Origin of the sequence: Microterricola viridarii, from assembly GCF_001542775.1 — a bacterium.
GTDB lineage: Bacteria > Actinomycetota > Actinomycetes > Actinomycetales > Microbacteriaceae > Microterricola > Microterricola viridarii_A.
Genome location: NZ_CP014145.1, coordinates 489,388 through 509,321, shown reverse-complemented (window position 1 = coordinate 509,321; position 19,934 = coordinate 489,388). Strand labels below are relative to the sequence as shown.

At 69.0% G+C, this 19,934-nt stretch carries 16 protein-coding genes and 1 pseudogene; 8 read left to right on the top strand and 9 right to left on the bottom strand.

Translation table 11 applies throughout. The annotated features are described in order from the left end of the window. Window positions 1-91 precede the first annotated feature (91 nt). Window positions 92-3,787, top strand: a complete 3,696-nt coding sequence (locus AWU67_RS02290; RefSeq protein WP_067226237.1) for a multifunctional oxoglutarate decarboxylase/oxoglutarate dehydrogenase thiamine pyrophosphate-binding subunit/dihydrolipoyllysine-residue succinyltransferase subunit — start codon at window positions 92-94, stop codon at window positions 3,785-3,787. 166 nt (window positions 3,788-3,953) lie between these two features. Next, window positions 3,954-4,313, top strand: a complete 360-nt coding sequence (locus tag AWU67_RS02285) for a PGPGW domain-containing protein (protein ID WP_067226233.1) — start codon at window positions 3,954-3,956, stop codon at window positions 4,311-4,313. A gap of 115 nt (window positions 4,314-4,428) precedes the next feature. Here AWU67_RS02285 and AWU67_RS02280 read toward each other — a convergent pair whose 3' ends face one another. The 3 genes from AWU67_RS02280 to AWU67_RS02270 all read right to left on the bottom strand — a co-directional run bounded on the left by AWU67_RS02280 (window position 4,429) and on the right by AWU67_RS02270 (window position 7,626). Further along, window positions 4,429-6,657: an MMPL family transporter gene (locus AWU67_RS02280; protein WP_234407326.1), complete on the bottom strand. Its 2,229-nt coding sequence runs from the start codon at window positions 6,655-6,657 to the stop codon at window positions 4,429-4,431. Window positions 6,658-6,748: 91 nt separating this feature from the next. After that, on the bottom strand, window positions 6,749-6,991 hold the full coding sequence (locus tag AWU67_RS02275; protein WP_067226227.1) for a zf-HC2 domain-containing protein: 243 nt from the start codon (window positions 6,989-6,991) through the stop codon (window positions 6,749-6,751). Then, window positions 6,988-7,626 (bottom strand): sigma-70 family RNA polymerase sigma factor, encoded by a 639-nt coding sequence (locus tag AWU67_RS02270; RefSeq protein WP_082716712.1) that lies wholly within the window; start codon window positions 7,624-7,626, stop codon window positions 6,988-6,990. Before AWU67_RS02270 ends, AWU67_RS02275 begins: the two co-directional genes overlap by 4 nt. 138 nt (window positions 7,627-7,764) lie before the next feature. On the opposite strand from AWU67_RS02270, the gene aroA reads away from it, so the two are divergent. The 3 genes and pseudogenes from aroA to bcp all read left to right on the top strand — a co-directional run bounded on the left by aroA (window position 7,765) and on the right by bcp (window position 10,833). Next, on the top strand, window positions 7,765-9,126 hold the full coding sequence (aroA, locus tag AWU67_RS02265; protein WP_067226220.1) for a 3-phosphoshikimate 1-carboxyvinyltransferase: 1,362 nt from the start codon (window positions 7,765-7,767) through the stop codon (window positions 9,124-9,126). Then, on the top strand, window positions 9,123-10,193 hold the full coding sequence (gene rsgA / locus AWU67_RS02260) for a ribosome small subunit-dependent GTPase A (RefSeq protein WP_067226217.1): 1,071 nt from the start codon (window positions 9,123-9,125) through the stop codon (window positions 10,191-10,193). The genes aroA and rsgA overlap by 4 nt, the downstream gene beginning before the upstream one ends. A gap of 162 nt (window positions 10,194-10,355) precedes the next feature. After that, window positions 10,356-10,833: pseudogene (gene bcp, locus AWU67_RS02255) on the top strand (thioredoxin-dependent thiol peroxidase). Here the strand turns inward: bcp and AWU67_RS02250 are convergent. Beyond that, window positions 10,804-11,151, bottom strand: coding sequence for a hypothetical protein (locus tag AWU67_RS02250; protein ID WP_234407325.1), 348 nt, complete (start codon window positions 11,149-11,151; stop codon window positions 10,804-10,806). The pseudogene bcp and the gene AWU67_RS02250 sit on opposite strands and share 30 nt — an antisense overlap. Before the next feature lie 294 nt (window positions 11,152-11,445). On the opposite strand from AWU67_RS02250, the gene AWU67_RS02245 reads away from it, so the two are divergent. Then, window positions 11,446-11,694, top strand: coding sequence for a WhiB family transcriptional regulator (locus AWU67_RS02245; protein WP_067226211.1), 249 nt, complete (start codon window positions 11,446-11,448; stop codon window positions 11,692-11,694). 88 nt (window positions 11,695-11,782) lie between these two features. Here the strand turns inward: AWU67_RS02245 and AWU67_RS02240 are convergent, their stop codons facing one another. The 3 genes from AWU67_RS02240 to AWU67_RS02230 are packed head-to-tail and all read right to left on the bottom strand — an operon-like array spanning window position 11,783 to window position 15,192. Beyond that, window positions 11,783-13,279, bottom strand: coding sequence for a sensor histidine kinase (locus tag AWU67_RS02240; protein ID WP_067226207.1), 1,497 nt, complete (start codon window positions 13,277-13,279; stop codon window positions 11,783-11,785). Between the two features lie 15 nt (window positions 13,280-13,294). After that, window positions 13,295-14,542 carry an AAA family ATPase gene (locus AWU67_RS02235; protein ID WP_067226203.1) on the bottom strand — a complete coding sequence of 416 codons (1,248 nt, stop codon included), beginning with the start codon at window positions 14,540-14,542 and terminating at the stop codon, window positions 13,295-13,297. 2 nt (window positions 14,543-14,544) lie between these two features. Beyond that, window positions 14,545-15,192, bottom strand: coding sequence for an SAF domain-containing protein (locus AWU67_RS02230; protein ID WP_067226200.1), 648 nt, complete (start codon window positions 15,190-15,192; stop codon window positions 14,545-14,547). Between the two features lie 156 nt (window positions 15,193-15,348). Between AWU67_RS02230 and AWU67_RS02225 the strand changes: the two genes are divergently transcribed. After that, on the top strand, window positions 15,349-15,690 hold the full coding sequence (locus AWU67_RS02225; protein WP_067226197.1) for a helix-turn-helix domain-containing protein: 342 nt from the start codon (window positions 15,349-15,351) through the stop codon (window positions 15,688-15,690). A gap of 17 nt (window positions 15,691-15,707) precedes the next feature. Here the strand turns inward: AWU67_RS02225 and AWU67_RS02220 are convergent, their stop codons facing one another. Next, complete coding sequence (locus tag AWU67_RS02220) at window positions 15,708-16,334, bottom strand: hypothetical protein (protein ID WP_082717123.1); 627 nt, start codon at window positions 16,332-16,334, stop codon at window positions 15,708-15,710. 136 nt (window positions 16,335-16,470) lie between these two features. Here AWU67_RS02220 and AWU67_RS02215 point away from each other — a divergent pair, with 136 nt between their 5' ends. Further along, entirely contained in the window at window positions 16,471-16,893 is a 423-nt protein-coding gene (locus tag AWU67_RS02215) for an Rv3235 family protein (protein ID WP_067226189.1), read from the top strand. A 73-nt stretch (window positions 16,894-16,966) separates the two neighbouring features. On the opposite strand, the gene secA is transcribed toward AWU67_RS02215, so the two are convergent. Continuing rightward, window positions 16,967-19,780 carry a preprotein translocase subunit SecA gene (gene secA / locus AWU67_RS02210; RefSeq protein ID WP_067226186.1) on the bottom strand — a complete coding sequence of 938 codons (2,814 nt, stop codon included), beginning with the start codon at window positions 19,778-19,780 and terminating at the stop codon, window positions 16,967-16,969. Window positions 19,781-19,934 lie beyond the last annotated feature (154 nt).

The following is a 19,934-nucleotide window of genomic DNA, read 5'->3' as shown; positions in this document are numbered from 1 at the left end:
GGGTTTAGGCTTGAGAGCTGTGGCGTGCGCTCCCCGCGAGCGTCAGCCGCATCCCAGTTCCAAGATCAACGAAGAGAGTGGGCGATCGGCTGTGTCGAGCCAGTTGACCGGGTCGGGTTCCGACGAAACAACGTCGGAAGAATTTGGAGCCAATGAATGGCTCGTCGACGAAATGTACGAGAGATTCCTCGTTGACAAGAACTCCGTCGACCAGTCGTGGTGGCCGGTCTTCGAGAACTACACCCCGCAGGCGCCGGATGCCGCAGCGCCAGCGGCCCCCGCCGCGACCGCGGCACCGATCACCGCGCCGATCCCCACCATCGGCAGCCAGCCGGCGGCGAAGACCACCTCGGTCGCGCCGAAGCCGGAGCCGGTGCCCGCCGACGCGCCCATCACCACGCCGCAGCCCATCGTGGCCGGCGAGCAGGCTGAGCGCCCGGACGAGGTCGTTCCGCTGCGCGGCATGGCCAAGACGCTCGCCGTCAACATGGACGCCAGCCTGACCGTGCCCACCGCGACCAGCGTGCGCACCATCCCGGCGAAGCTGATGATCGACAACCGCATCGTCATCAACAACCACCTGCAGCGTGCCCGCGGTGGCAAGATCTCCTTCACCCACATGATCGGCTGGGCCCTGATCCAGGCGCTCAAGGTGTTCCCCAGCCAGAACGTCTACTACAGCGAGGTCGACGGCAAGCCCTCCGTCGTCAAGCCGGCCCACGTTGGCCTCGGCATCGCCATCGACATCCCCAAGCCCGATGGATCGCGCGCCCTGCTGGTGCCCGCGATCAAGCGTGCAGACACGATGACCTTCAGCGAGTACCTCGCCGCATACGAGGACCTCGTCCGCCGCGCCCGCGGCAACAAGCTCACCGCCGATGACTTCAGCGGTGCCTCGATCTCGCTCACCAACCCGGGCGGCATCGGCACCGTGCACTCCGTGCCCCGCCTGATGAAGGGCGCTGGCTGCATCATCGGCGCCGGCGCGCTCGAGTACCCGGCCGAGTTCCAGGGCTCCAGCGAGAAGACGCTTGCCGGGCTCGCCATCGGCAAGACCATCACGCTCACCAGCACCTACGACCACCGCGTCATCCAGGGTGCTGGCTCGGGCGAGTTCCTGAAGATCGTGCACGAGCTGCTCACCGGCAAGCGCACCTTCTACTCCGACATCTTCTCCGCGCTGCGCATCCCGTACGCCCCGATCGAGTGGGCGCCCGACATCAGCGTCGACCTGGCCAGCGCCGTCGACAAGACGGCCCGCGTGCAGGAGCTGATCAACTCGTTCCGCGTGCGCGGCCATCTGATGGCCGACATCGACCCGCTCGAGTACGTGCAGCGCTCACACCCCGACCTCGACATCGCCACCCACGGCCTCACCTTCTGGGACCTGGACCGCGAGTTCGTCACCGGCGGCTTCGGCGAGCGTCGCTCCGCCCCGCTGCGCGACATCCTCGGCGTGCTGCGCGACTCCTACTGCCGCACCACTGGCATCGAGTACATGCACATCCAGGACCCTGAGCAGCGCCGTTGGGTGCAGTCCAAGGTGGAGCGCAAGTACGAGAAGCCCACGCACGACGAGCAGCTGCGCATCCTCGGCAAGCTCAACGAGGCCGAGGCCTTCGAGACCTTCCTGCAGACCAAGTACGTCGGCCAGAAGCGCTTCAGCCTGGAGGGCGGCGAGTCCACCATCGCCCTGCTCGACGCAGTGCTCGCCGGCGCGGCCGAGGCCGGCCTGGACGAGGCAGCGATCGGCATGGCCCACCGCGGCCGCCTGAACGTGCTCACCAACATCGCAGGCAAGACCTACGGCCAGGTGTTCCAGGAGTTCGAAGGCACCGCCAGCAACAAGAACGTGCAGGGCTCTGGCGACGTCAAGTACCACCTCGGCACCGAGGGCGTCTTCCGCAGCAGCACCGGCGCGCAGATCCCCGTCTACCTCGCTGCGAACCCCTCCCACCTCGAGGCCGTCGACGGCGTGCTCGAGGGCATCGTCCGCGCCAAGCAGGACCGCAAGCCCATCGGCACGTTCTCGACGCTGCCCATCCTCATCCACGGTGACGCGGCTATGGCCGGCCAGGGTGTCGTGCTCGAGACCCTGCAGATGTCGCAGCTGCGTGCATACCGCACCGGCGGCACCATCCACGTGGTCGTGAACAACCAGGTCGGCTTCACCACTCCCCCCGGTGAGGCCCGCAGCTCCGTCTACTCGACGGATGTCGCCAAGACCATCCAGGCGCCGATCTTCCACGTGAACGGCGACGACCCCGAGGCCGTCGTCCGCGTGGCCGAGCTCGCCTTCGAGTACCGCCAGGAATTCAAGCGCGATGTCGTCATCGACCTCATCTGCTACCGCCGACGCGGCCACAACGAGGGCGATGACCCCTCGATGACGCAGCCCCTGATGTACAACCTGATCGAAGCCAAGCGCTCGGTGCGCAAGCTCTACACCGAAGCCCTCGTCGGCCGTGGCGACATCACCGAGGAAGAGTACGAGGCGTCGCACCGCGACTTCCAGGACCGCCTCGAGCGCGCCTTCATGGAGACCCACGCGGCACAGACCGGTTCGATGACCGTCATCAACCCGCTGGGCACCGGCGACGCAGACAGCGACGACGCGATCGGCGTGCCGGAGACCACCGGTGTCAGCGAGGCCGTGGTTCACCTGATTGGCGACGCGTTCAACAACAAGCCGGCCGGTTTCACCGTGCACAACAAGCTGCAGCAGCTGCTGCAGAAGCGCCTCGACATGAGCCGCAACGGCAACATCGACTGGGGCTTCGGCGAGCTGCTCGCCCTCGGCTCGCTGCTGCTGGAGGGCACCCCGGTGCGCTTCGCCGGCCAGGATGCCCGCCGCGGCACCTTCGTTCAGCGCCACGCCGTGCTGCACGACCGGGTGAACGGCCAGGAGTGGCTGCCGCTGGCGAACCTGAGCGAGAGCCAGGCCCGCTTCTGGATCTACGACACGCTGCTCAGCGAGTACGCGGCGATGGGCTTCGAGTACGGCTACTCGGTGGAGCGCGCGGACGCCCTCGTGCTCTGGGAGGCCCAGTTCGGCGACTTCGCCAACGGTGCGCAGACCATCATCGACGAGTTCATCGCCTCGGCCGAGCAGAAGTGGGGCCAGCGCTCGAGCGTTGTGCTGCTGCTGCCGCACGGCTACGAGGGCCAGGGACCCGACCACTCCTCCGCCCGCATCGAGCGCTTCCTGCAGCTGTGCGCTGAGAACAACATGACCGTGGCCCGCCCGTCGACGCCCGCGTCGTACTTCCACCTGCTGCGCCGCCAGGCGTACCAGCGCCCGCGCCGCCCGCTCGTCGTCTTCACGCCGAAGGCGATGCTGCGCCTGCGCGGTGCCTCCAGTGCGGTCTCCGACTTCACGACCGGCGCGTTCGAGCCGGTGATCGACGATGTCCGCATCACCGACAAGGCGGCCGTCAAGCGCGTGCTGTTCATGGCCGGCAAGATCTACTACGACCTGCGCAGCGAGCTGGAGAAGAACCCGAACCCCGAGATCGCCCTGGTGCGCCTCGAGCAGTTCTACCCGCTCCCGGCCGCCGAGTTGAAGGACGTCGTCAGCGAGTACCCGAACGCAGAGCTGTACTGGGTGCAGGACGAGCCGGAGAACCAGGGCGCCTGGCCGTTCTTCTGCCTCGAGACGGCAAAGCTGGGCCACCGCCCGGTCGGCGTCGTGTCGCGCCCGGCATCCGCGTCGCCCGCCGCCGGTTCGGCCAAGCGCCACGCCGCCGAGCAGGCCGAGCTGCTGCGCACCGCGCTGACGCTCGACTAACACACGGAGCAACTGCAAGAAGGCCCGCCCCGACCACCAGGTCGCGGCGGGCCTTCTGCGTTCCCGCTCCCGCGCCTCCCCCGTTGGCTCGAGGGAGCGCCAGCGACCGAAGCCAACACCGCTCCCGCACAGCGTGCCCTCGGCGGGCGCCGTCTAGGCTGGGGCCATGAGTGAGCAGCAGAGCAACGCGAAGCGCGCCGGTGCCGCCGTCGGGCGGGCGACCAGCAGCGCCGCGCGCGGAACGCGTGCCGCCATCCGCAAGAACCCGACCGCCGACAAGGTGTACCGCACGGGTGTCGGCGTCGTCGGCGGCGGCACCGTCGCCCTCGGCGTCGTGCTGATGCCGCTCCCCGGTCCAGGCAGTCTGATCGCTCTCGGCGGCCTCGGCATCCTCGCGACCGAGTTCGAGGGCGCCCAGAAGGTGAGCCGCAAGGCGAACGCGGCCGCCAAGAAGGCGCTCGACGCGGCGAAGGCCGCCAAGGCTCGGAGGGACGCGTCCCGCGCGGCCGCCCCCGCACCCCAGTAACAGCACACCACCGGCCCCAACGACAACGAGCGGGGGCTTCTGCCCGGTGCCTTCTACACAGTGCGCGATGCGCCCACTGTGCAGAAGCCCCCGCTCGATGCGGTTCGGCCGGTAGCTACTTCTCGCTGGCCGTGAAGCGGGGCGAGTCCGGCATCCGCGACAACTTCGACGGCCACCAGATGGCGCGTCCGATGTCGTAGCTGAGCGCCGGGATCAGCAGGGAGCGCACCAGGAATGTGTCCAGCAGAACACCGAAGGCGACGATGAAGGCGAGCTGGGCCAGGAACAGGATCGGCAGCACACCGAGCGCGGCGAAGGTGGCAGCCAGCACGAGGCCGGCCGAGGTGATCACGCCGCCGGTCAGGACGAGTCCGCGCAGCACGCCCTCCCTGGCGCCGTGCACCTTGGTCTCTTCGCGCACCCTGGTCATCAAGAAGATGTTGTAATCGACGCCGAGGGCCACCAGGAACACGAAGCCGAACAGTGGCACCACCGGGTCGGCTCCGGCGAAGTGGAACACGTTGTTGAACACGAGCGCGGAGACGCCGAGGGCCGAGGCGAACGACAGCACCACGCTGCCGATGAGCAGCAGCGGCGCGACGATCGAGCGCAGCAGCACCATCAGGATCAGCATGATCACGATCAGAACGAGCGGGATGATCAGGTTACGGTCGTGGATGGCCGCCGTGTTCGTGTCCAGCGCGACGGCGGTCGTGCCGCCGACCAGCACAGGGTCCTCCGCGGTGCCGACCGAGGCCAGCTCGGTGCGCAGCTCGGTGACGAGGGCCTCGGCCTGGAGCGAGTCGCCGGCGTAGTTGAGGGTCGCCTGCAGAAGCACCTGGCCGTTGATGACGGTGGGCTCGGCCGGGGCGCTGCCCGGCGCACCGACCGGCTGGATGCCCTCGGCGGTGACCGGCAGGGTGCCGCTCGGCGAGTCGGCGGAGAGCACGCTGACGGAGTCGACCCCGTCGGTGGCCAGCAGCACGTCGGCGGCGGGCTGCAGCGCCCCCTCCGGGGCGACGATCACGGCCGGGGTGCCGGAGCCACCGGGGAAGTGTTCGGAGATGAGCGCCTGGCCGTCACGGGACTGCGACTCCCCCAGCACGAACTCACTCGACGCCACACCGTCGGCCTTCAGCCCGAGCAGCCCGAGTGCCATCACGCCGAGAAGCAGGGTGGACGTGATCCAGATGGTGCGGGGGCGGCGGCGGATGAACCGGGCCAGCGACGGCCAGATCCCCTTCGCGGTGAGACTCTTCTCGCTCGGGCCCACCTCGCCCACCTTCGGCCGGCGCGGCCAGAACGCCGTGCGCCCGGCCCACAGCATCAGGGCGGGCAGCAGGGTGAGCGAGGCCAGCAGTGCGAACACGATGCCGATGGCGGCAACGGGGCCGAGGATCTTGTTGGAGTTCAGCTCGCTGAACAGCAGCAACAGCAGCGCGGCGATCACCGTGCCGCCCGCGGCGAGAATGGGCTCCCACGAGCCGCGCAGCGCCGCCCAGGTGGCTGTCCACTTGCTCTCGTGCACGTGCAGTGCCTCGCGGTAGCGCGCGATGTAGAGCAGCGAGTAGTCGGTGGCGGCACCGATCACGAGGATGAAGAGGATGCCCTGGGTCTGGCCGTTGATGAGCAGGATGTCGGCGGCGGCCAGCTGCACGACGACGAAGACCGCCGCGCAGAGGGCGGCCATGCTGGAGCCCAGCATGATCAGCGGCAGCAGCGGCGAGCGGTAGACGATGACGAGGATCAGGAAGACCGCCGAGAGGGCGACGGCGAGCAGCAGGCCGTCGATTCCGGCAAACGCGCCAGAGAGATCTGCGGTGAATCCGGCCGGGCCGGCAAGGTAGCTGGTGAGTCCGTCGACGTCGATCGCCGCCAGCTCAGCGCGCAGGTCGCCGACGACATCCTTGACTTCCGCGGTGGCGTCGATCTGGACGAACACCTCGGCTGCCTCTCCGTCCGCCGAGGGGATCGCCGGGGAGACACCGTCGGCGATCACGCCCGGCGTGGCCTGGAACGCGGTGGCCGCGTCCGCGATGATCGTGCGGTCGGCATCCGTGAGGCCGCCGTCGCGCTGGAAGATCACGATCGCGGGGATCGACTCGTTGCCCCGGAACTCGGACTGGATCTGCTGCACCCGGGTGGCCTCTGAGCTGGCCGGCAGGAACTGCACCTGGTCGTTCGTCGCGACGGCGCCGATGGAGCCGAACGACGCCCCTCCGATGCCGAACAAGGCGAACCAGACGAGTATCAGGACCGCCGGGATCGTGACCCGCAGCCAGCGGGGCACACGAGACGAGGGGCGGGTTGGATCTGCGGACCGATCGAGGGCAGTTTTGTTCACGCAGACAAGGCTATCGATTTATCTAGCCAGGCGAAACAATCAAAAGTTTGACGCTCCGCGCGTGTCGGGATGCCCCGCGGCGAGCGCCGTCCTAGGCGTGCTGCTGGGAGAGGCGCAGGCGCGAGAGCACCAGGTCGCGCAGGTCCTCCGGAGCGGTCTCCTTGCAGGCGCGCTGCACTGTCTCGGTCAGCATCACGCCGACGAGGTGCTCGGTGGTGCACTCAGCGCAGTTCTCGAGGTGCTCACGGATGTCTGCGGCGTCGGTGCTGCAGAGTTCGTTGTGCAGGTACTCCTCGAGTTCTGCCTTGGCTTTCTCACATCCGCAATCGCTCATTTTTTGCTCCTAGGTGTGCGTGCACCGGTGTCGTGGGTGAGGCCGATGCCCTGTTCTTGGGCGTATCCGGCCAGCATCTCTCGCAGCATCCGTCGGCCGCGGTGCAGGCGGCTCATCACGGTGCCGATGGGGGTCTTCATCATGTCGGCGATCTCCTGGTAGGAGAATCCCTCGACGTCAGCGAAGTAGACGGCGAGGCGGAAGTCCTCCGGCAGGGACTGCAGCGCGTCCTTGACGGCGCTGTCCGGCAGGTGGTCAATCGCCTCGGCCTCGGCCGAGCGGCTGGCACTCGCGGTGCGCGACTCTGCGCCGCCCAACTGCCAGTCTTCGAGCTCGTCGATCGTGCCCTGGAAAGGCTCGCGCTGCTTCTTGCGGTACGTGTTGATAAACGTGTTGGTGAGGATCCGGTAGAGCCACGCCTTGAGGTTCGTGCCCTGCTCGAACTGCTTGAACGCTGCGAAGGCCTTGACGAAGGTCTCCTGCACGAGGTCTTGCGCATCGGAGGGGTTCTTCGTCATCCGCAGCGCAGCGCCGTAGAGCTGGTCGATGAAGGGCAGCGCCTGCTCTTCGAACAGCGCACTCAGATCTAGGTGGTCTGCTGGGGGCGTTTCCGCGCCCGGTGATTCGGTGCTCATCACCGGCAAGCTTAGAGCGTCGGATTCCGAGAATGCCCGGACAGGGCGTTCCAGTAGTGCGGCCTCTGCCATTGTTCTCCTCACGCTCCAGCTTCATCTTCGGGTGCGGCACACCCGTACCGACTATCCTGATAACCAATGCTGATCTCGAGATATTCCAAGCCCGACTTCGACCCCTACGGCGAAAACAGCCCAGAGCCCGAAGAAACGCTGTGGCCCGCGCCAACGGCGACGGGTCCGACGAGCGCCGTGCTCTCGCTGCCCGGCTCGAAATCACTGACCAACCGCGAACTCGTGCTCTCTGCGCTGGCCGATGGCCCGTCGCTGCTGCGTTCCCCGCTGCACTCGCGCGACAGCGAGCTGATGGTCGAGGCGCTCCGTGAGCTCGGCACCGTGATCGAGGCCGTGCCCGGAAACGGCGAGTACGGCGACGACCTGCTGATCACCCCTGTCGAGGAACTCTCCGGCAGCACCACGATCGACTGCGGCCTGGCCGGCACCGTCATGCGCTTCCTGCCGCCGTTGGCCGGGCTCGCACTCGGTCCCACCACCTTCGACGGCGACGATGCCGCCCGCCGCCGCCCGATGGCGACCACGATCAGCTCGCTGCGCGCGCTCGGCGTCGACATCAACGACGACGGCCGCCCCGTGCTGCCTTTCACCGTGCACGGCACGGGCCACATCGTCGGCGGCGAGGTCACGATCGACGCGTCGCTCTCCAGCCAGTTCGTCTCCGGGCTGCTGCTGGCCGCCTCCCGCTTCGACAACGGCCTCTCGCTCACCCACTCCGGCGAGCGGCTGCCGAGCCTGCCGCACATCGAAATGACGATTGCAACGCTGGCCGCCCGCGGGGTCACTGTCGACTCTCCCGCCACCGGCCAGTGGGTCGTCGCGCCCGGCCCGATCGCGGCCGCGGATGTCGACATCGAGCCCGACCTCTCCAACGCCGCACCATTCCTCGCCGCCGCCCTCGTCACCGGCGGCACCGTGACGATCACCGGCTGGCCGAACGAGACCACGCAGATCGGCGCCCGGCTGGCCGACCTGCTGCCGCTCTTCGGCGCCACGGTCAGCCGTGACGGCGACCGCCTCACCGTGACCGGCGGCGACGGCATCCGTGGCGTCACTCTCGACCTGCCCGAGGGCGGGGAGCTCGTTCCGAACTTGGTCGCGCTGGCCGCACTCGCCAGCGAGCCCAGCACAATCACCGGCATCGGCCACATCCGTCACCACGAGACCGACCGGCTGGCCGCGCTCGTCACCGAGATCAACAAGCTCGGCGGCAAGGTCACCGAGCTGCCGGACGGCCTGCACATCGAGCCGGCCGAGCTGCACGGCGGCACCTGGCTGAGCTATGAGGACCACCGCATGGCCACGACCGGCGCCATCATCGGCCTCGCCGTGCCCGGCGTCCAGATCGAGAACATCGACACGACCGCCAAGACGCTGCCGCAGTTCACCCAGCTCTGGCACGCCATGCTGGGCGGCCACGGCGCATGAGCTGGTGGGCAGGCGCCGACGATGACGATGACGAGCAGGAGCTCGACGAGTCGGCCGTGCGGGTTCGGCCGAACCGCAAGGGCAACCGGCCGCGCACCAAAACGAGGCCAGAGCACAACGACGCCTTGACCGGGCGTGTGCTCGGCGTCGACCGCGGGCGCTACACGGTGCTGCTCGACGAGAACACACCGGAGGAACGCCAGGTCACCTCCGCGCGCGCCAGCGAGCTGCGCAAGAAGGCCGTCGTCACCGGCGACCGCGTCGACATCGTCGGCGACACCTCCGGCGCAGAGGGCAGCCTCAGCAGGATCGTGAGGATCCAGCCGCGCGTCACGCTGTTGCGCCGCAGCGCCGACGACACCGACGCCGTGGAGCGCGTGATCGTCGCCAACGCCGACCAGATGCTGATCGTGGTGGCCGCCGCCAACCCGGAGCCGCGCATCCGCCTGGTGGACCGTTACCTGGTCGCCGCATATGACGCCGGCATCACGCCGATCCTCTGCGTCACCAAGACCGACCTCGCCGACCCGGCCGAGTTCCTGGCCAACTTCGCCGGGCTCGAGTTCCAGGTGTTCACGAGCCGCACCGATGAGATGCCGATCGAGGAGATCTCGGCCGCCCTGGTCGGGCACGACACCGTCTTCGTCGGCCACTCCGGCGTCGGCAAGTCGACCCTCGTCAACGCCCTCGTGCCCGACGCACACCGCGCCGTCGGTGTGGTCAACACGGTCACCGGGCGTGGGCGGCACACCTCCTCGTCGACGGTCTCCCTGCGCCTGCAGACAGATGCCGGCCGCGGCTGGTGCATCGATACCCCCGGCGTGCGCTCCTTCGGCCTCGGCCACATCAACACGGAGAACATCCTCAAGGCCTTCACCGACCTGGCTGCGATCGCCGAGGAGTGCCCGCGCGGCTGCACCCACCTTCCAGACGCGCCGGACTGCGCCATCGTCGAGGCCGTCGAGGCTGGGCGCCTGGGCGACACCGGCCCGGCCCGGCTGGACTCGTTGCAGCGCCTGCTCGGCACCTTCGCGCCGTCCAACCGCACGGTCACGTCAGAGCGCTAGCCGGCGCACCAGCCCGCTCCGCGCCAGTTTGTGGCCCTCTGCGCCACCTGATGTGGAGCAGAGCACCACGACGTGGCGCACAGAGCGTTGTCGCGCGTCGGCTGGCGACCCGGCGCTGGCGACCCGGACGAAGCGCGCAGGTGCGCGCGCTACGGTGGAGGCATGACCGAATCTGTGCGCCTCGAGCCCGGCGAGCTCGCCCCGACTTCACCCTGCCCGACAAGACCGGCCGACCGGTCTCACTCGCGTCGTACCGCGGCCAGAAGGTCGTGCTCTACTTCTACCCGGCGGCGATGACCCCGGGCTGCACGACACAGGCCTGCGACTTCCGCGACAACCTCAGCGCCCTCGCGGCCGACGGCTACCAGGTGATCGGCGTTTCCAAGGACGACGTGGCCAAGCTGGCCGCCTTCGCCGAGCGGGACGCCCTGACGTTCCCCTGCTCAGCGATGAAGACCTCACCGTGCACAAGCTCTACGGTGCCTGGGGCGAGAAGAACAGTTACGGCCGGATCATCACCGGCACCCTGCGCTCCACCTTCGTCATCGACGAGGAGGGGCGCATCACGCACACCTTCTACAACACCAAGGCCACCGGCCACGTGGCGATGCTACGCAAGCGCCTCGGCGTCGCCGCCTGAGGCGGTGAGCTGGTTCCGGATGCCCGGGGCCAGCAGCAGGGCGATCACGACGAGTGACGGGGCCAGCAGCGCCCAGCCGGCGGCCGGGTTCGCGTAGATGCCCTGGAAGCAGCCGGCGGCGACGGCGATCTGCATCAGCTGCCAGCCGATGCCGGCGCCCCTGATCCACGACTGCCGGCGCATGGCGCCGACGGCGACAGCGCCCACGAAGACGAAGGCGACGATCGTGAGCGCCAGGATCACCAGCGCGCTGACGAAGGAGGCGGGCTGCTCGGTGAGCAGCTCGAACACGAGCCAGAGCACCGCGACGAGCAGCAAGGCGGCCTCTGCGAACAAAAGCGCGCGCAGTAGCACCATTCCGCGGGAAGGGCGACGCCGGAAAGGGGGGTTTTTTCCCGCCCTATCGGGGGTAGACAGCTCGTTACTCACAGAGGAATCCCATACAAAACTATTGATTTGACCCCTCCACTATGGGAGCATATTTGAGGTCAAGTTGACGCTCACAGGGACGTGAGCTGAATATCTCAGATTCTACTTCCTGCAACCTGACCGTTACTCGCATGTGAGCCGGACGGCTCCGCAGAACAACCCCCGCAATAAAGGAGCACCCCCATGGATTGGCGCGATAAAGCTGCCTGCCTGACCGCCGACCCCGAGCTCTTCTTCCCTGTGGGGAATACGGGCCCGGCCGTCGACCAGATCGAGAAGGCGAAGGCCGTCTGCGGCCGCTGCAACGTCACCGAGATCTGCCTGCAGTATGCACTGGAGACCGGACAGGACTCCGGTGTCTGGGGAGGCCTCAGCGAGGACGAGCGCCGCGCGCTCAAGCGCCGCGCCGCACGCGCACGCCGCGCTTCCTAGAGGTCGAACCCCTCCGAGAGATTCAAGACAGAAGCGCCGCACGGAATCCGTGCGGCGCTTCTTCGTTGCCGGGGTGCTGGGCCCTCGTCTACCGACGCTTGTCCAACCAGCGCAGCGGGATCTCGATCGTGACCTCGGTTCCGCTGCCGAGCACGGTGTGCCAATCGATCGTTCCGCCGAGCTCGCCCTGGATCAGGGTGCGCACGATCTGGGTGCCGAGGCCGGAGCCCACCTTGCCCTCCGGCAGGCCGGAGCCGGTGTCGCGCACCCGCACGGTGAGATTCTCGTCATCGCGCTCGGCGATGATCTCGACCTCGCCCTCGCGGCCGGCCAGCCCGTGCTCGACGGCGTTGGTGACGAGCTCGGTCAGTGCGAGCGCCAGCGGCGTCGCGTACTCGCTGGGCAGCACGCCGAAGGTGCCGCTGGACTTCGGGTGGACGGTCGTGTTGTGCGCGGAGGCGACCTCGGCCACGAGCAGCAGCACGCGGTCGAATACGGCGTCGAAGTCGACGTTCTGGCTGAGCCCCTCCGAGAGGGTGTCGTGCACGACGGCGATGGCCGCAACGCGGCGCATGGCCTGGGTCAGCGCCTCCCTGGCCTCCTCAGAGCGGCCGCGGCGGGCCTGGATGCGCAGCAGCGATGCCACCGTCTGCAGGTTGTTCTTCACCCGGTGGTGGATCTCACGGATCGTGGCGTCCTTGGTGATCAGCTCGCGCTCCTGGTGGCGCAGCTCGGTCACGTCGCGGCAAAGCACGATCGCGCCGACCCGCTCGCCGCGGTTGCGGATGGGGATCGCACGGAGGCCGACCGTGACGCCGCGCGCCTCGATGTCGGTGCGCCAGGGGGCACGGCCGGTGACGACGAGCGGCAGCGACTCGTCGACGACGAGCTTGCCCGGCAGCAGCTTGGTGGTGACCTCGGCCAGCGACTCCCCCTCGAGCTCATCGGCGAAGCCCATCCGGTTGAAGGCGGAGAGCGCGTTCGGGCTGGCGAACGTCGTCATCCCGTCCACGTCGAGTCGGATCAGGCCGTCGGAGGCGCGCGGGGCGCCACGACGCGGCCCGGTCGGGGCGCCGAGATCGGGGAAATCGCCGGAGGCGATCATCGCGAACAGTTCGCTCGCGCAGTCGTTGAAGGTGAGCTCCTGGCGGCTCGGAGTGCGCGCCTCGCTCAGGTTGGTGTGCCGGGTGAGCACGGCGACGGGTGCCTCGGCCACGGCCGAGCCGGATGCCGAGATCCGGCGCATCACGGGAACGGCCTTGACGCGGGTCGGCGTCTCCTCGTACCAGTCCGGCGCGGTGTTGTCGACGATCTTCGCGGTCTCGAAGGCCTCCGTCACCTGCTTGCGCCACTCGCCCTTGATCTCCTGGCCGACGAAGTCGCGGTAGAACAGGGTGGCGGCGCTGGAGGGCCGGGCGTGCGCGACAGCAACGAAGCTGCCCGCCTCTGTCGGCACCCAGATGACGATGTCGGCGAAGGCGAGGTCGGCGATGAGCTGGCCGTCTGCGACCAGCATGTGCAGCCAATCAACATCAACCTGGCTGCTGCGGCCCTGGGCAAGTACGAGATCACTAAGCGTCGACACGCATCCAGCGTACCTTTACCGGGCGGCACCGAAGAGCGGCCAGAGCGCCCGCCGGCGCGGCGGCTGCGCAACGTCAGGCACGAGTTCTGTCGCGACCAGGTCGCGGATGCCGGCCCGCACAGCCGAGCGGGGCGCGGAGTCGCGCAGGGTGCGGCCGTCCAGCACGGCCGTGTCCAGGGCGTTCAGCTCGTGCGGCAGCAGCGTCGCCTGTTCGATGCCGCCGAAACGGCGCAGCGTCTGGCGCACCTGGCCGTGCGGGTCCAGCCCCACCGCGCTGGCCCGCACCCGGTTCATGACGACACTGATCCTGGCCGTCGGCGCGTGCTCCGGCAGCGCCGCGAACCCGCGCAGGAACCGGGACATGCCGACCGGATCGGCCAAGCCGACGGCGACGACGTGGTCGGCCGCCGCCAGCGCGGCCGCGGCGGCGGCGTTCCGGCGCGGCGCGAACAGGTCGCTGGCGATCTCCTCGTCGAACTCCAGGCAGAAACCGATGTCGATCACCGTGTACTCCTGCCAGCCCCGGCAGGCCTCGATCGTCGTGGTCACCTTCTCGGCGGCGAGCTCTGGCCAGCGCTCCGCGCGGCCGATGCCGGTCAGCACCCAGAGGCCGCCCTGCGGCGAGAGGTAGCGCTGCGCGATCCGCTCCAGCTCGCCCTGGTCCAGGCCGCCGTTGCCGCTCAGCCGGCAGGCTGCGGCGAAGCCGGGCGACTCGTCCAGCATGCCGAGCACGGGCGCCACCGTTCCGCCGTAGCTGTCGGCATCCGCAAGCACGACGGAGTGGCCGAGCGCGGCGATTTCGGCGGCGATGTTCACCGCAACCGTCGTGCGCCCCGGCGCCCCACCCGGGCCCCACACCACGATCACGGTGCCGCCGGCCGCAAGGGGCTCCGACGCCGGGCGCTCTGCCACCCCGGCGGTGAGCTGCCCCTCGATCTCTGCCCAGGGCGCGCCGGCCACGACCACCTCGTGCAGCCCGATCCGGGCGGCATGCGCGCGCTCCCCTGCGTCGTCGGCGAGCGCGATGAGACGGATGCCGCGGCGATCGCAGACCGCGAGCAGCTCGGCCCCGAGCGTCTGCGTGCTGGCCGAGACGATCACGGCGTCGATGCGGGCCGCCTCCGGCCCTGCGCCGCCTTCCAGGGCGGCGACGACCTCGCGCGCGGTGCCGAGCCTCGCCGCGATGTGGTGGCCATGCTCGAGGATGTCGGCCAGCAGCCTGTCCTCTGTGTGGCCGTCGAGGGCGAGCACCAGGGTGGCCATCGCTACTCCGCCGCCTGGGCGAGGCTGGCCGGCACCAGCGAGAGCGCGTCGCCGTTGGCGATCGCTTGCAACACCGCGGCGACCTTGCCGGTCGGCAGCCGCAGCTCCACCGAGCGGCCCTGTCCGCCGAGCAGTCCGCCGCCGTCGAACACTCGCACCACCTCGCCGGCCGAGAGGATGACGGCGGGTGGGCCAAAACGGCCGTGCTCCAGCTGCTCCGCGGCCCAGAGGTCGACCCGGGCGCCGGGCGCCACGGCGGCTGCGATGTCTCCGGAGAGCCCGACCACCACGCTGGTGTGGCCGGCCTCCGCCTGTTCGCTGAGCGCGGCTGCCGGGATCAGCTCCCCGGCGGACACGGCCCGGGTGAGCACCAAGCCCTGCTCGGGCAGCTCTCCGACGGCGAGGTAGCGGTCGCCCAGCGTGCCGAGGCTCACCGCGGCCGTCTCCAGCTGGTCGGCCGTGACGGTCGTGCCGGCCGGCAGCGCGCCCCTGGCCGCGTAGACCTCGGCCCTGTCATCCACGCCGGCGACGACCGCGTAGACGCCGACGACCGAGCCGATGACGAGCACGATGCCGACCGCGAAGCGCGGGTCGAACCAGAACGGCCGTCTCGAAGCCCGCACCGCCTCGCCGTCGACCTGCTGCCCCATGAGCGCGCCCTTCCTCGATGACCGTCCTGTCGCCGCCGACGCCATTCCTGCCGCGCCGGCGCTCCCATGATTGCAAAGTTCCGAGGCGCCCGAAAAAGTTATCCACAGCCCGGGCTTCCGGGTGTCGTCGCGGCCGCGCACGGTCATAATCGGACTATGCCTCCTGCCTCCCCCGATGACGCCCTCGGTCGCTTCGTGACCCTGGGCGACACCGCCGAGATCCTGAAGATCAGCGTCGACGAGGCGCTGGCGCTGGTACGCTCCGGCGAGCTGGCGGCGATCCGGGTCGGGCGTGCGGCTGACAGCAGCGGTGGCGCGAGCATGTGGCGGGTGGAGCGCGCCGTGCTGGAGGCCTACATCGAGGCCAAGTACGAGGAGACCCGGCGGATGGGGCTGTGGAACCAGGCCGCGTTCGCCAACATCCCCGAGCTCTCTGGCGGCACCATCGTGCGCGGGCCGCGCAGCCCGGACGATCAGCCGCCGGGCGACGAGAGCTGAGCCGGCGGCCCAACGGGCTATCCGCTCAGCCGTACCATCATGATCTGCTCGAATGGCACGATCCGATAGCCGGTCACCAGCGACTCCCGCCGCGGGGTGCCCGCCTCGTGCAGCGCGAGGTCGCAGTGGTCCCGGCCGACCCGGTCGATCGTGCCGTGCAACAGCCAGGCCGCCCCCGATGGCCGCAGACCGCAGTCGACCTCGATACCGGCGCGGCGCCGGCACAGGTCGCGCAACACGAAGGCCAGCCCGATCCGTTCCGCCAGCCGAGCCGGTGCGGCCGGCTGCTCTTCGAGGCTGCGCTCGACCGCGGAGCGCTCCAGCAGCACACCCGCGACGGACGCGAGCGGGATCACGCACTGCGCGCCGCCCGCGGCCGGCCAACCGGCGGGGGCGATCTCGCCGGCCAGCCAGTCCCGCCCGAACGTGAGCGCACGCACGGTGACGTGTGCGCCGGAGCGCAACTCCAGCCGGAGCGGCCCGGAGGCGGCATCCGTCTGCCGGCTGAGCGCGGCGAGGCGGCCGCGCAGGGTGAGCCGCCCGAGCCGGAGCCGTTCCTCCTCCGCACGCAGCTGGGCATCCTCGGCGCCCAGCTCCTGCTCGAGCTGGCTCTCCATGTCGTCGAACAGGCTCTCCCAGCGCATGCGCACACGCTAGCGGGTTCCGCGTGGAGCGGTCGAAAGTTATCCACAGCTCAAACCCACTCTGGACAGTTCGGGCCACGGATGGTTTCATGTCAGGAAATCAATACCCCCACTATGGGGGACGCGCGGAGGCATCATGCCCACAGAATTGCACCGACCGGCCCGGGCCGTCGCCCCCGCCGATGAGACCTTCGCCCCGCAGCGAACCGGCAGGGAGGCCCTGCCGGACCCGCAACCGCTGCTGATCAACCTGACCAGGAACGTGCTCGAGATCCTCGCCGGCGAGCGTGATCTGGAGCAGATCGCCCGCTGGGTGACCGACGACGTCTACGCCTCACTGCTGACCAGGGTCAACATCGCGGCGCGGGCACGCGCCGTCAAGAAGACGCCGATCCAGCGCCAGAGCAACCACATCGCACGGGTGCTGGTCAGCGAGCCGCGCGACGGAGCGGTGGAGGCCGTCGTCATCGTGCACAGTCGCACCCGTAGCCGGGCCGTCGCGATCCGGCTCGAGGGTCTCGACCAGCGCTGGCGGGCCAGCGCGATCAACGTGCTCTAGCCACAGTCACGGCCCAGACAGCAAAATGCCCCCGCACTCATCGAGCGCGGGGGCATTCCGGGTGTGGCAAACGCTACTTCTTGCCCTGCGCGCGACGCTCTGCACGGTTCACCGGAGCGGCAGCGGGGCCACCGGTGTTCTGCCCGAAGGCACCGCGGGCGGCGGGGCCGGCTGCTGGTGCCTCTGCGGCATCCGGCTCGGTCTGGCTGGCAGCCACCTGGCGGCGGGCACGGTCGGTCGCGGCCTGCTGGATCTGGCCGCGCTGGTTGCGCACCTCGACCCCGCCGGAATCGCTCGGTGCCGTGTAGCTGAGCTTCTCGACCGGCGCCTCGGAGCGGCTGAGCCCCTTCGCGGCGACGCGCGGGCCGGAGACCTCGCCCTGGCCAGGGGTCACCTCGACCTCGAGGTTGAACAGGAAGCCGACGGTCTCCTCGCGGATCTGGCCCATCATCTGCTGGAACATGGTGTAGCCCTCGCGCTGGTACTCGACCAGCGGGTCGCGCTGCGCCATGGCGCGCAGGCCGATGCCGTCCTTGAGGTAGTCCATCTCGTAGAGGTGCTCGCGCCAGCGGCGGTCGATCACCGAGAGCACGACGCGGCGCTCGAGCTCGCGCATGGCCGGGGCGCCGAGTGCTTCCTCGCGCTTCTTGTAGGCCAGCTTGGCGTCGGAGAGGATCTCGCGGCGCATGAACTCCGGGTTGATCTTGCCCTTGTTGCCGGCCTCGGCCACAACCTCGTCGATCGTGATGCCGACGGGGTAGAGCGTCTTCAGCTCGGTCCACAGGGCGTCGAAGTCCCAGTCGTCGCCCGCGCCCTCGCTGGTGTGCTGTGCGAGCACATCGTCGATGACGCTCTCCAGGAACGCCTGTGTGCGCTCGTGCAGGTCGTCACCCTCGAGGATGTGGCGGCGGTCGCTGTAGATCGCCTCGCGCTGGCGGTTCAACACGTCGTCGTACTTGAGCACGTTCTTGCGGATCTCGGCGTTGCGCGCCTCCACCTGCGACTGGGCGCTGCGGATGGCACGGCTGACGACCTTCGACTCGATGGCCATGTCATCTGGCACACCGGTGCGGCCCATCAGGGCCTCGGCGGCACCGGCGTTGAACAGGCGCATGAGGTCATCGGTCAGCGACAGGTAGAAGCGGCTCTCGCCCGGGTCGCCCTGACGGCCGGAACGACCGCGCAGCTGGTTGTCGATGCGGCGCGACTCGTGCCGCTCCGTGCCGAGCACGTAGAGGCCGCCGGCCGCGACGACCTTGGCCGCCTCCTCCTCGACGGTGGCCTTGACGTTCTCGAAGACCTCGTCCCAGGCGAGCTCGTACTCCTCCGGGGTCTCGACCGGGCTGAGGCCCTTGGCGTTGAGCTCGGCGACGGCGAGGAACTCGGCGTTGCCGCCGAGCATCACGTCGGTGCCACGGCCGGCCATGTTGGTGGCGACGGTGACCGAGCCGAGACGGCCGGCCTGCGCGACGATCGCGGCCTCGCGGGCGTGGTTCTTGGCGTTCAGGACCTCGTGGCGCACACCCTTCTTGGCGAGCAGGCGCGAGAGATACTCGCTCTTCTCGACCGAGGTGGTGCCGACCAGCACGGGCTGGCCGTTCTTGTGGCGCTCGACGATGTCCTCGACGACCTGGCCGAACTTGGCCTCCTCGTTCTTGTAGACGAGGTCGGCCTGGTCGATTCGCTTCATCGGCTTGTTGGTCGGGATCGAGACGACGCCGAGCTTGTAGGTCGACATGAACTCGGCGGCCTCGGTCTCGGCGGTACCGGTCATGCCGGAGAGCTTGGAGTAGAGGCGGAAGTAGTTCTGCAGCGTGACGGTGGCGAGGGTCTGGTTCTCTGCCTTGACGGCGACACCCTCCTTGGCCTCGATCGCCTGGTGGATGCCCTCGTTGTAGCGGCGGCCCATCAGGATGCGGCCGGTGTGCTCGTCGACGATGAGCACTTCGCCGTTCATGACGACGTAGTCCTTGTCACGCTTGAACAGGGCGTTGGCCTTGATCGCGTTGTTCAGGAAGGAGATCAGCGGGGTGTTGGCCGACTCGTAGAGGTTGTCGATGCCGAGGTAGTCCTCGACCTTCTCAATGCCGGGCTCGAGCACGCCGACGGTGCGCTTCTTCTCGTCGACCTCGAAGTCGGTGCCGGGCACGAGTCGCTTGGCGAGCTGGGCGAACTCGGTGAACCAGCGGTTGGCCTCGCCGGATGCCGGGCCGGAGATGATCAGCGGGGTACGCGCCTCATCGATGAGGATCGAGTCGACCTCGTCGACGATGGCGAAGTAGTGACCGCGCTGCACCATGTCGCTGGTCTGCCACGCCATGTTGTCGCGCAGGTAGTCGAAGCCGAACTCGTTGTTCGTGCCGTAGGTGATGTCGGCGGCGTACTGCTCGCGGCGCACCTCAGGGGTCTGGCCGGACACGATGCAGCCGGTCGTCATGCCGAGGGCGCGGAACACGCGGCCCATCAGCTCGGACTGGTAGCTGGCCAGGAAGTCGTTGACGGTGATGATGTGCACGCCGCGGCTGGTGATGGCGTTCAGGTAGGCGGCGGTCGTCGCGACGAGCGTCTTGCCCTCACCGGTCTTCATCTCGGCGATGTTGCCGAGGTGCAGGGCGGCGCCACCCATCAGCTGCACGTCGAAGTGGCGCAGGCCCAGCGTGCGTCGGCTGGCCTCGCGCACGGCGGCGAAGGCCTCCGGCAGCAGGTCATCCAGCGACTCGCCGTTCGAGTAGCGCTCGCGCAGTTCGACAGTCTCGTGCTTGAGCTCCTCGTCGGTGAGGTGCGTGAAGTCGTCTTCAAGCGCGTTGATCGCCTTGGCGTAGTTCTCGAGGCGCTTAAGGGTGCGCCCCTCACCGACGCGAAGGACTTTTTCCAGAATTGAGGCCACGGATTGTCTCCAGTTGTCTGAGGGCTCGGGTCGTGCCGCCACGGTGTCGAACAGCGGGGCGCGTCAGCGCGCGGCCGACTCCACTCGGCAACGATAGCAAGCGTATCGGGCAGAACGGTGTGAATGCGTCGCCCGGACAGCACCGGGCCCCGCA

Bases quoted from the DNA above. Each gene is read 5' to 3' on its own strand.
- AWU67_RS02285 (WP_067226233.1), top strand. From the start codon at position 3,954: ATGAGTGAGCAGCAGAGCAACGCGAAGCGCGCCGGTGCCGCCGTCGGG.
- AWU67_RS02275 (WP_067226227.1), bottom strand. From the start codon at position 6,991: ATGAGCGATTGCGGATGTGAGAAAGCCAAGGCAGAACTCGAGGAGTAC.
- AWU67_RS02270 (WP_082716712.1), bottom strand. From the start codon at position 7,626: ATGAGCACCGAATCACCGGGCGCGGAAACGCCCCCAGCAGACCACCTA.
- aroA (WP_067226220.1), top strand. From the start codon at position 7,765: ATGCTGATCTCGAGATATTCCAAGCCCGACTTCGACCCCTACGGCGAA.
- rsgA (WP_067226217.1), top strand. From the start codon at position 9,123: ATGAGCTGGTGGGCAGGCGCCGACGATGACGATGACGAGCAGGAGCTC.
- AWU67_RS02245 (WP_067226211.1), top strand. From the start codon at position 11,446: ATGGATTGGCGCGATAAAGCTGCCTGCCTGACCGCCGACCCCGAGCTC.
- AWU67_RS02235 (WP_067226203.1), bottom strand. From the start codon at position 14,542: ATGGCCACCCTGGTGCTCGCCCTCGACGGCCACACAGAGGACAGGCTG.
- AWU67_RS02230 (WP_067226200.1), bottom strand. From the start codon at position 15,192: ATGGGGCAGCAGGTCGACGGCGAGGCGGTGCGGGCTTCGAGACGGCCG.
- AWU67_RS02225 (WP_067226197.1), top strand. From the start codon at position 15,349: ATGCCTCCTGCCTCCCCCGATGACGCCCTCGGTCGCTTCGTGACCCTG.
- AWU67_RS02220 (WP_082717123.1), bottom strand. From the start codon at position 16,334: ATGCGCTGGGAGAGCCTGTTCGACGACATGGAGAGCCAGCTCGAGCAG.
- AWU67_RS02215 (WP_067226189.1), top strand. From the start codon at position 16,471: ATGCCCACAGAATTGCACCGACCGGCCCGGGCCGTCGCCCCCGCCGAT.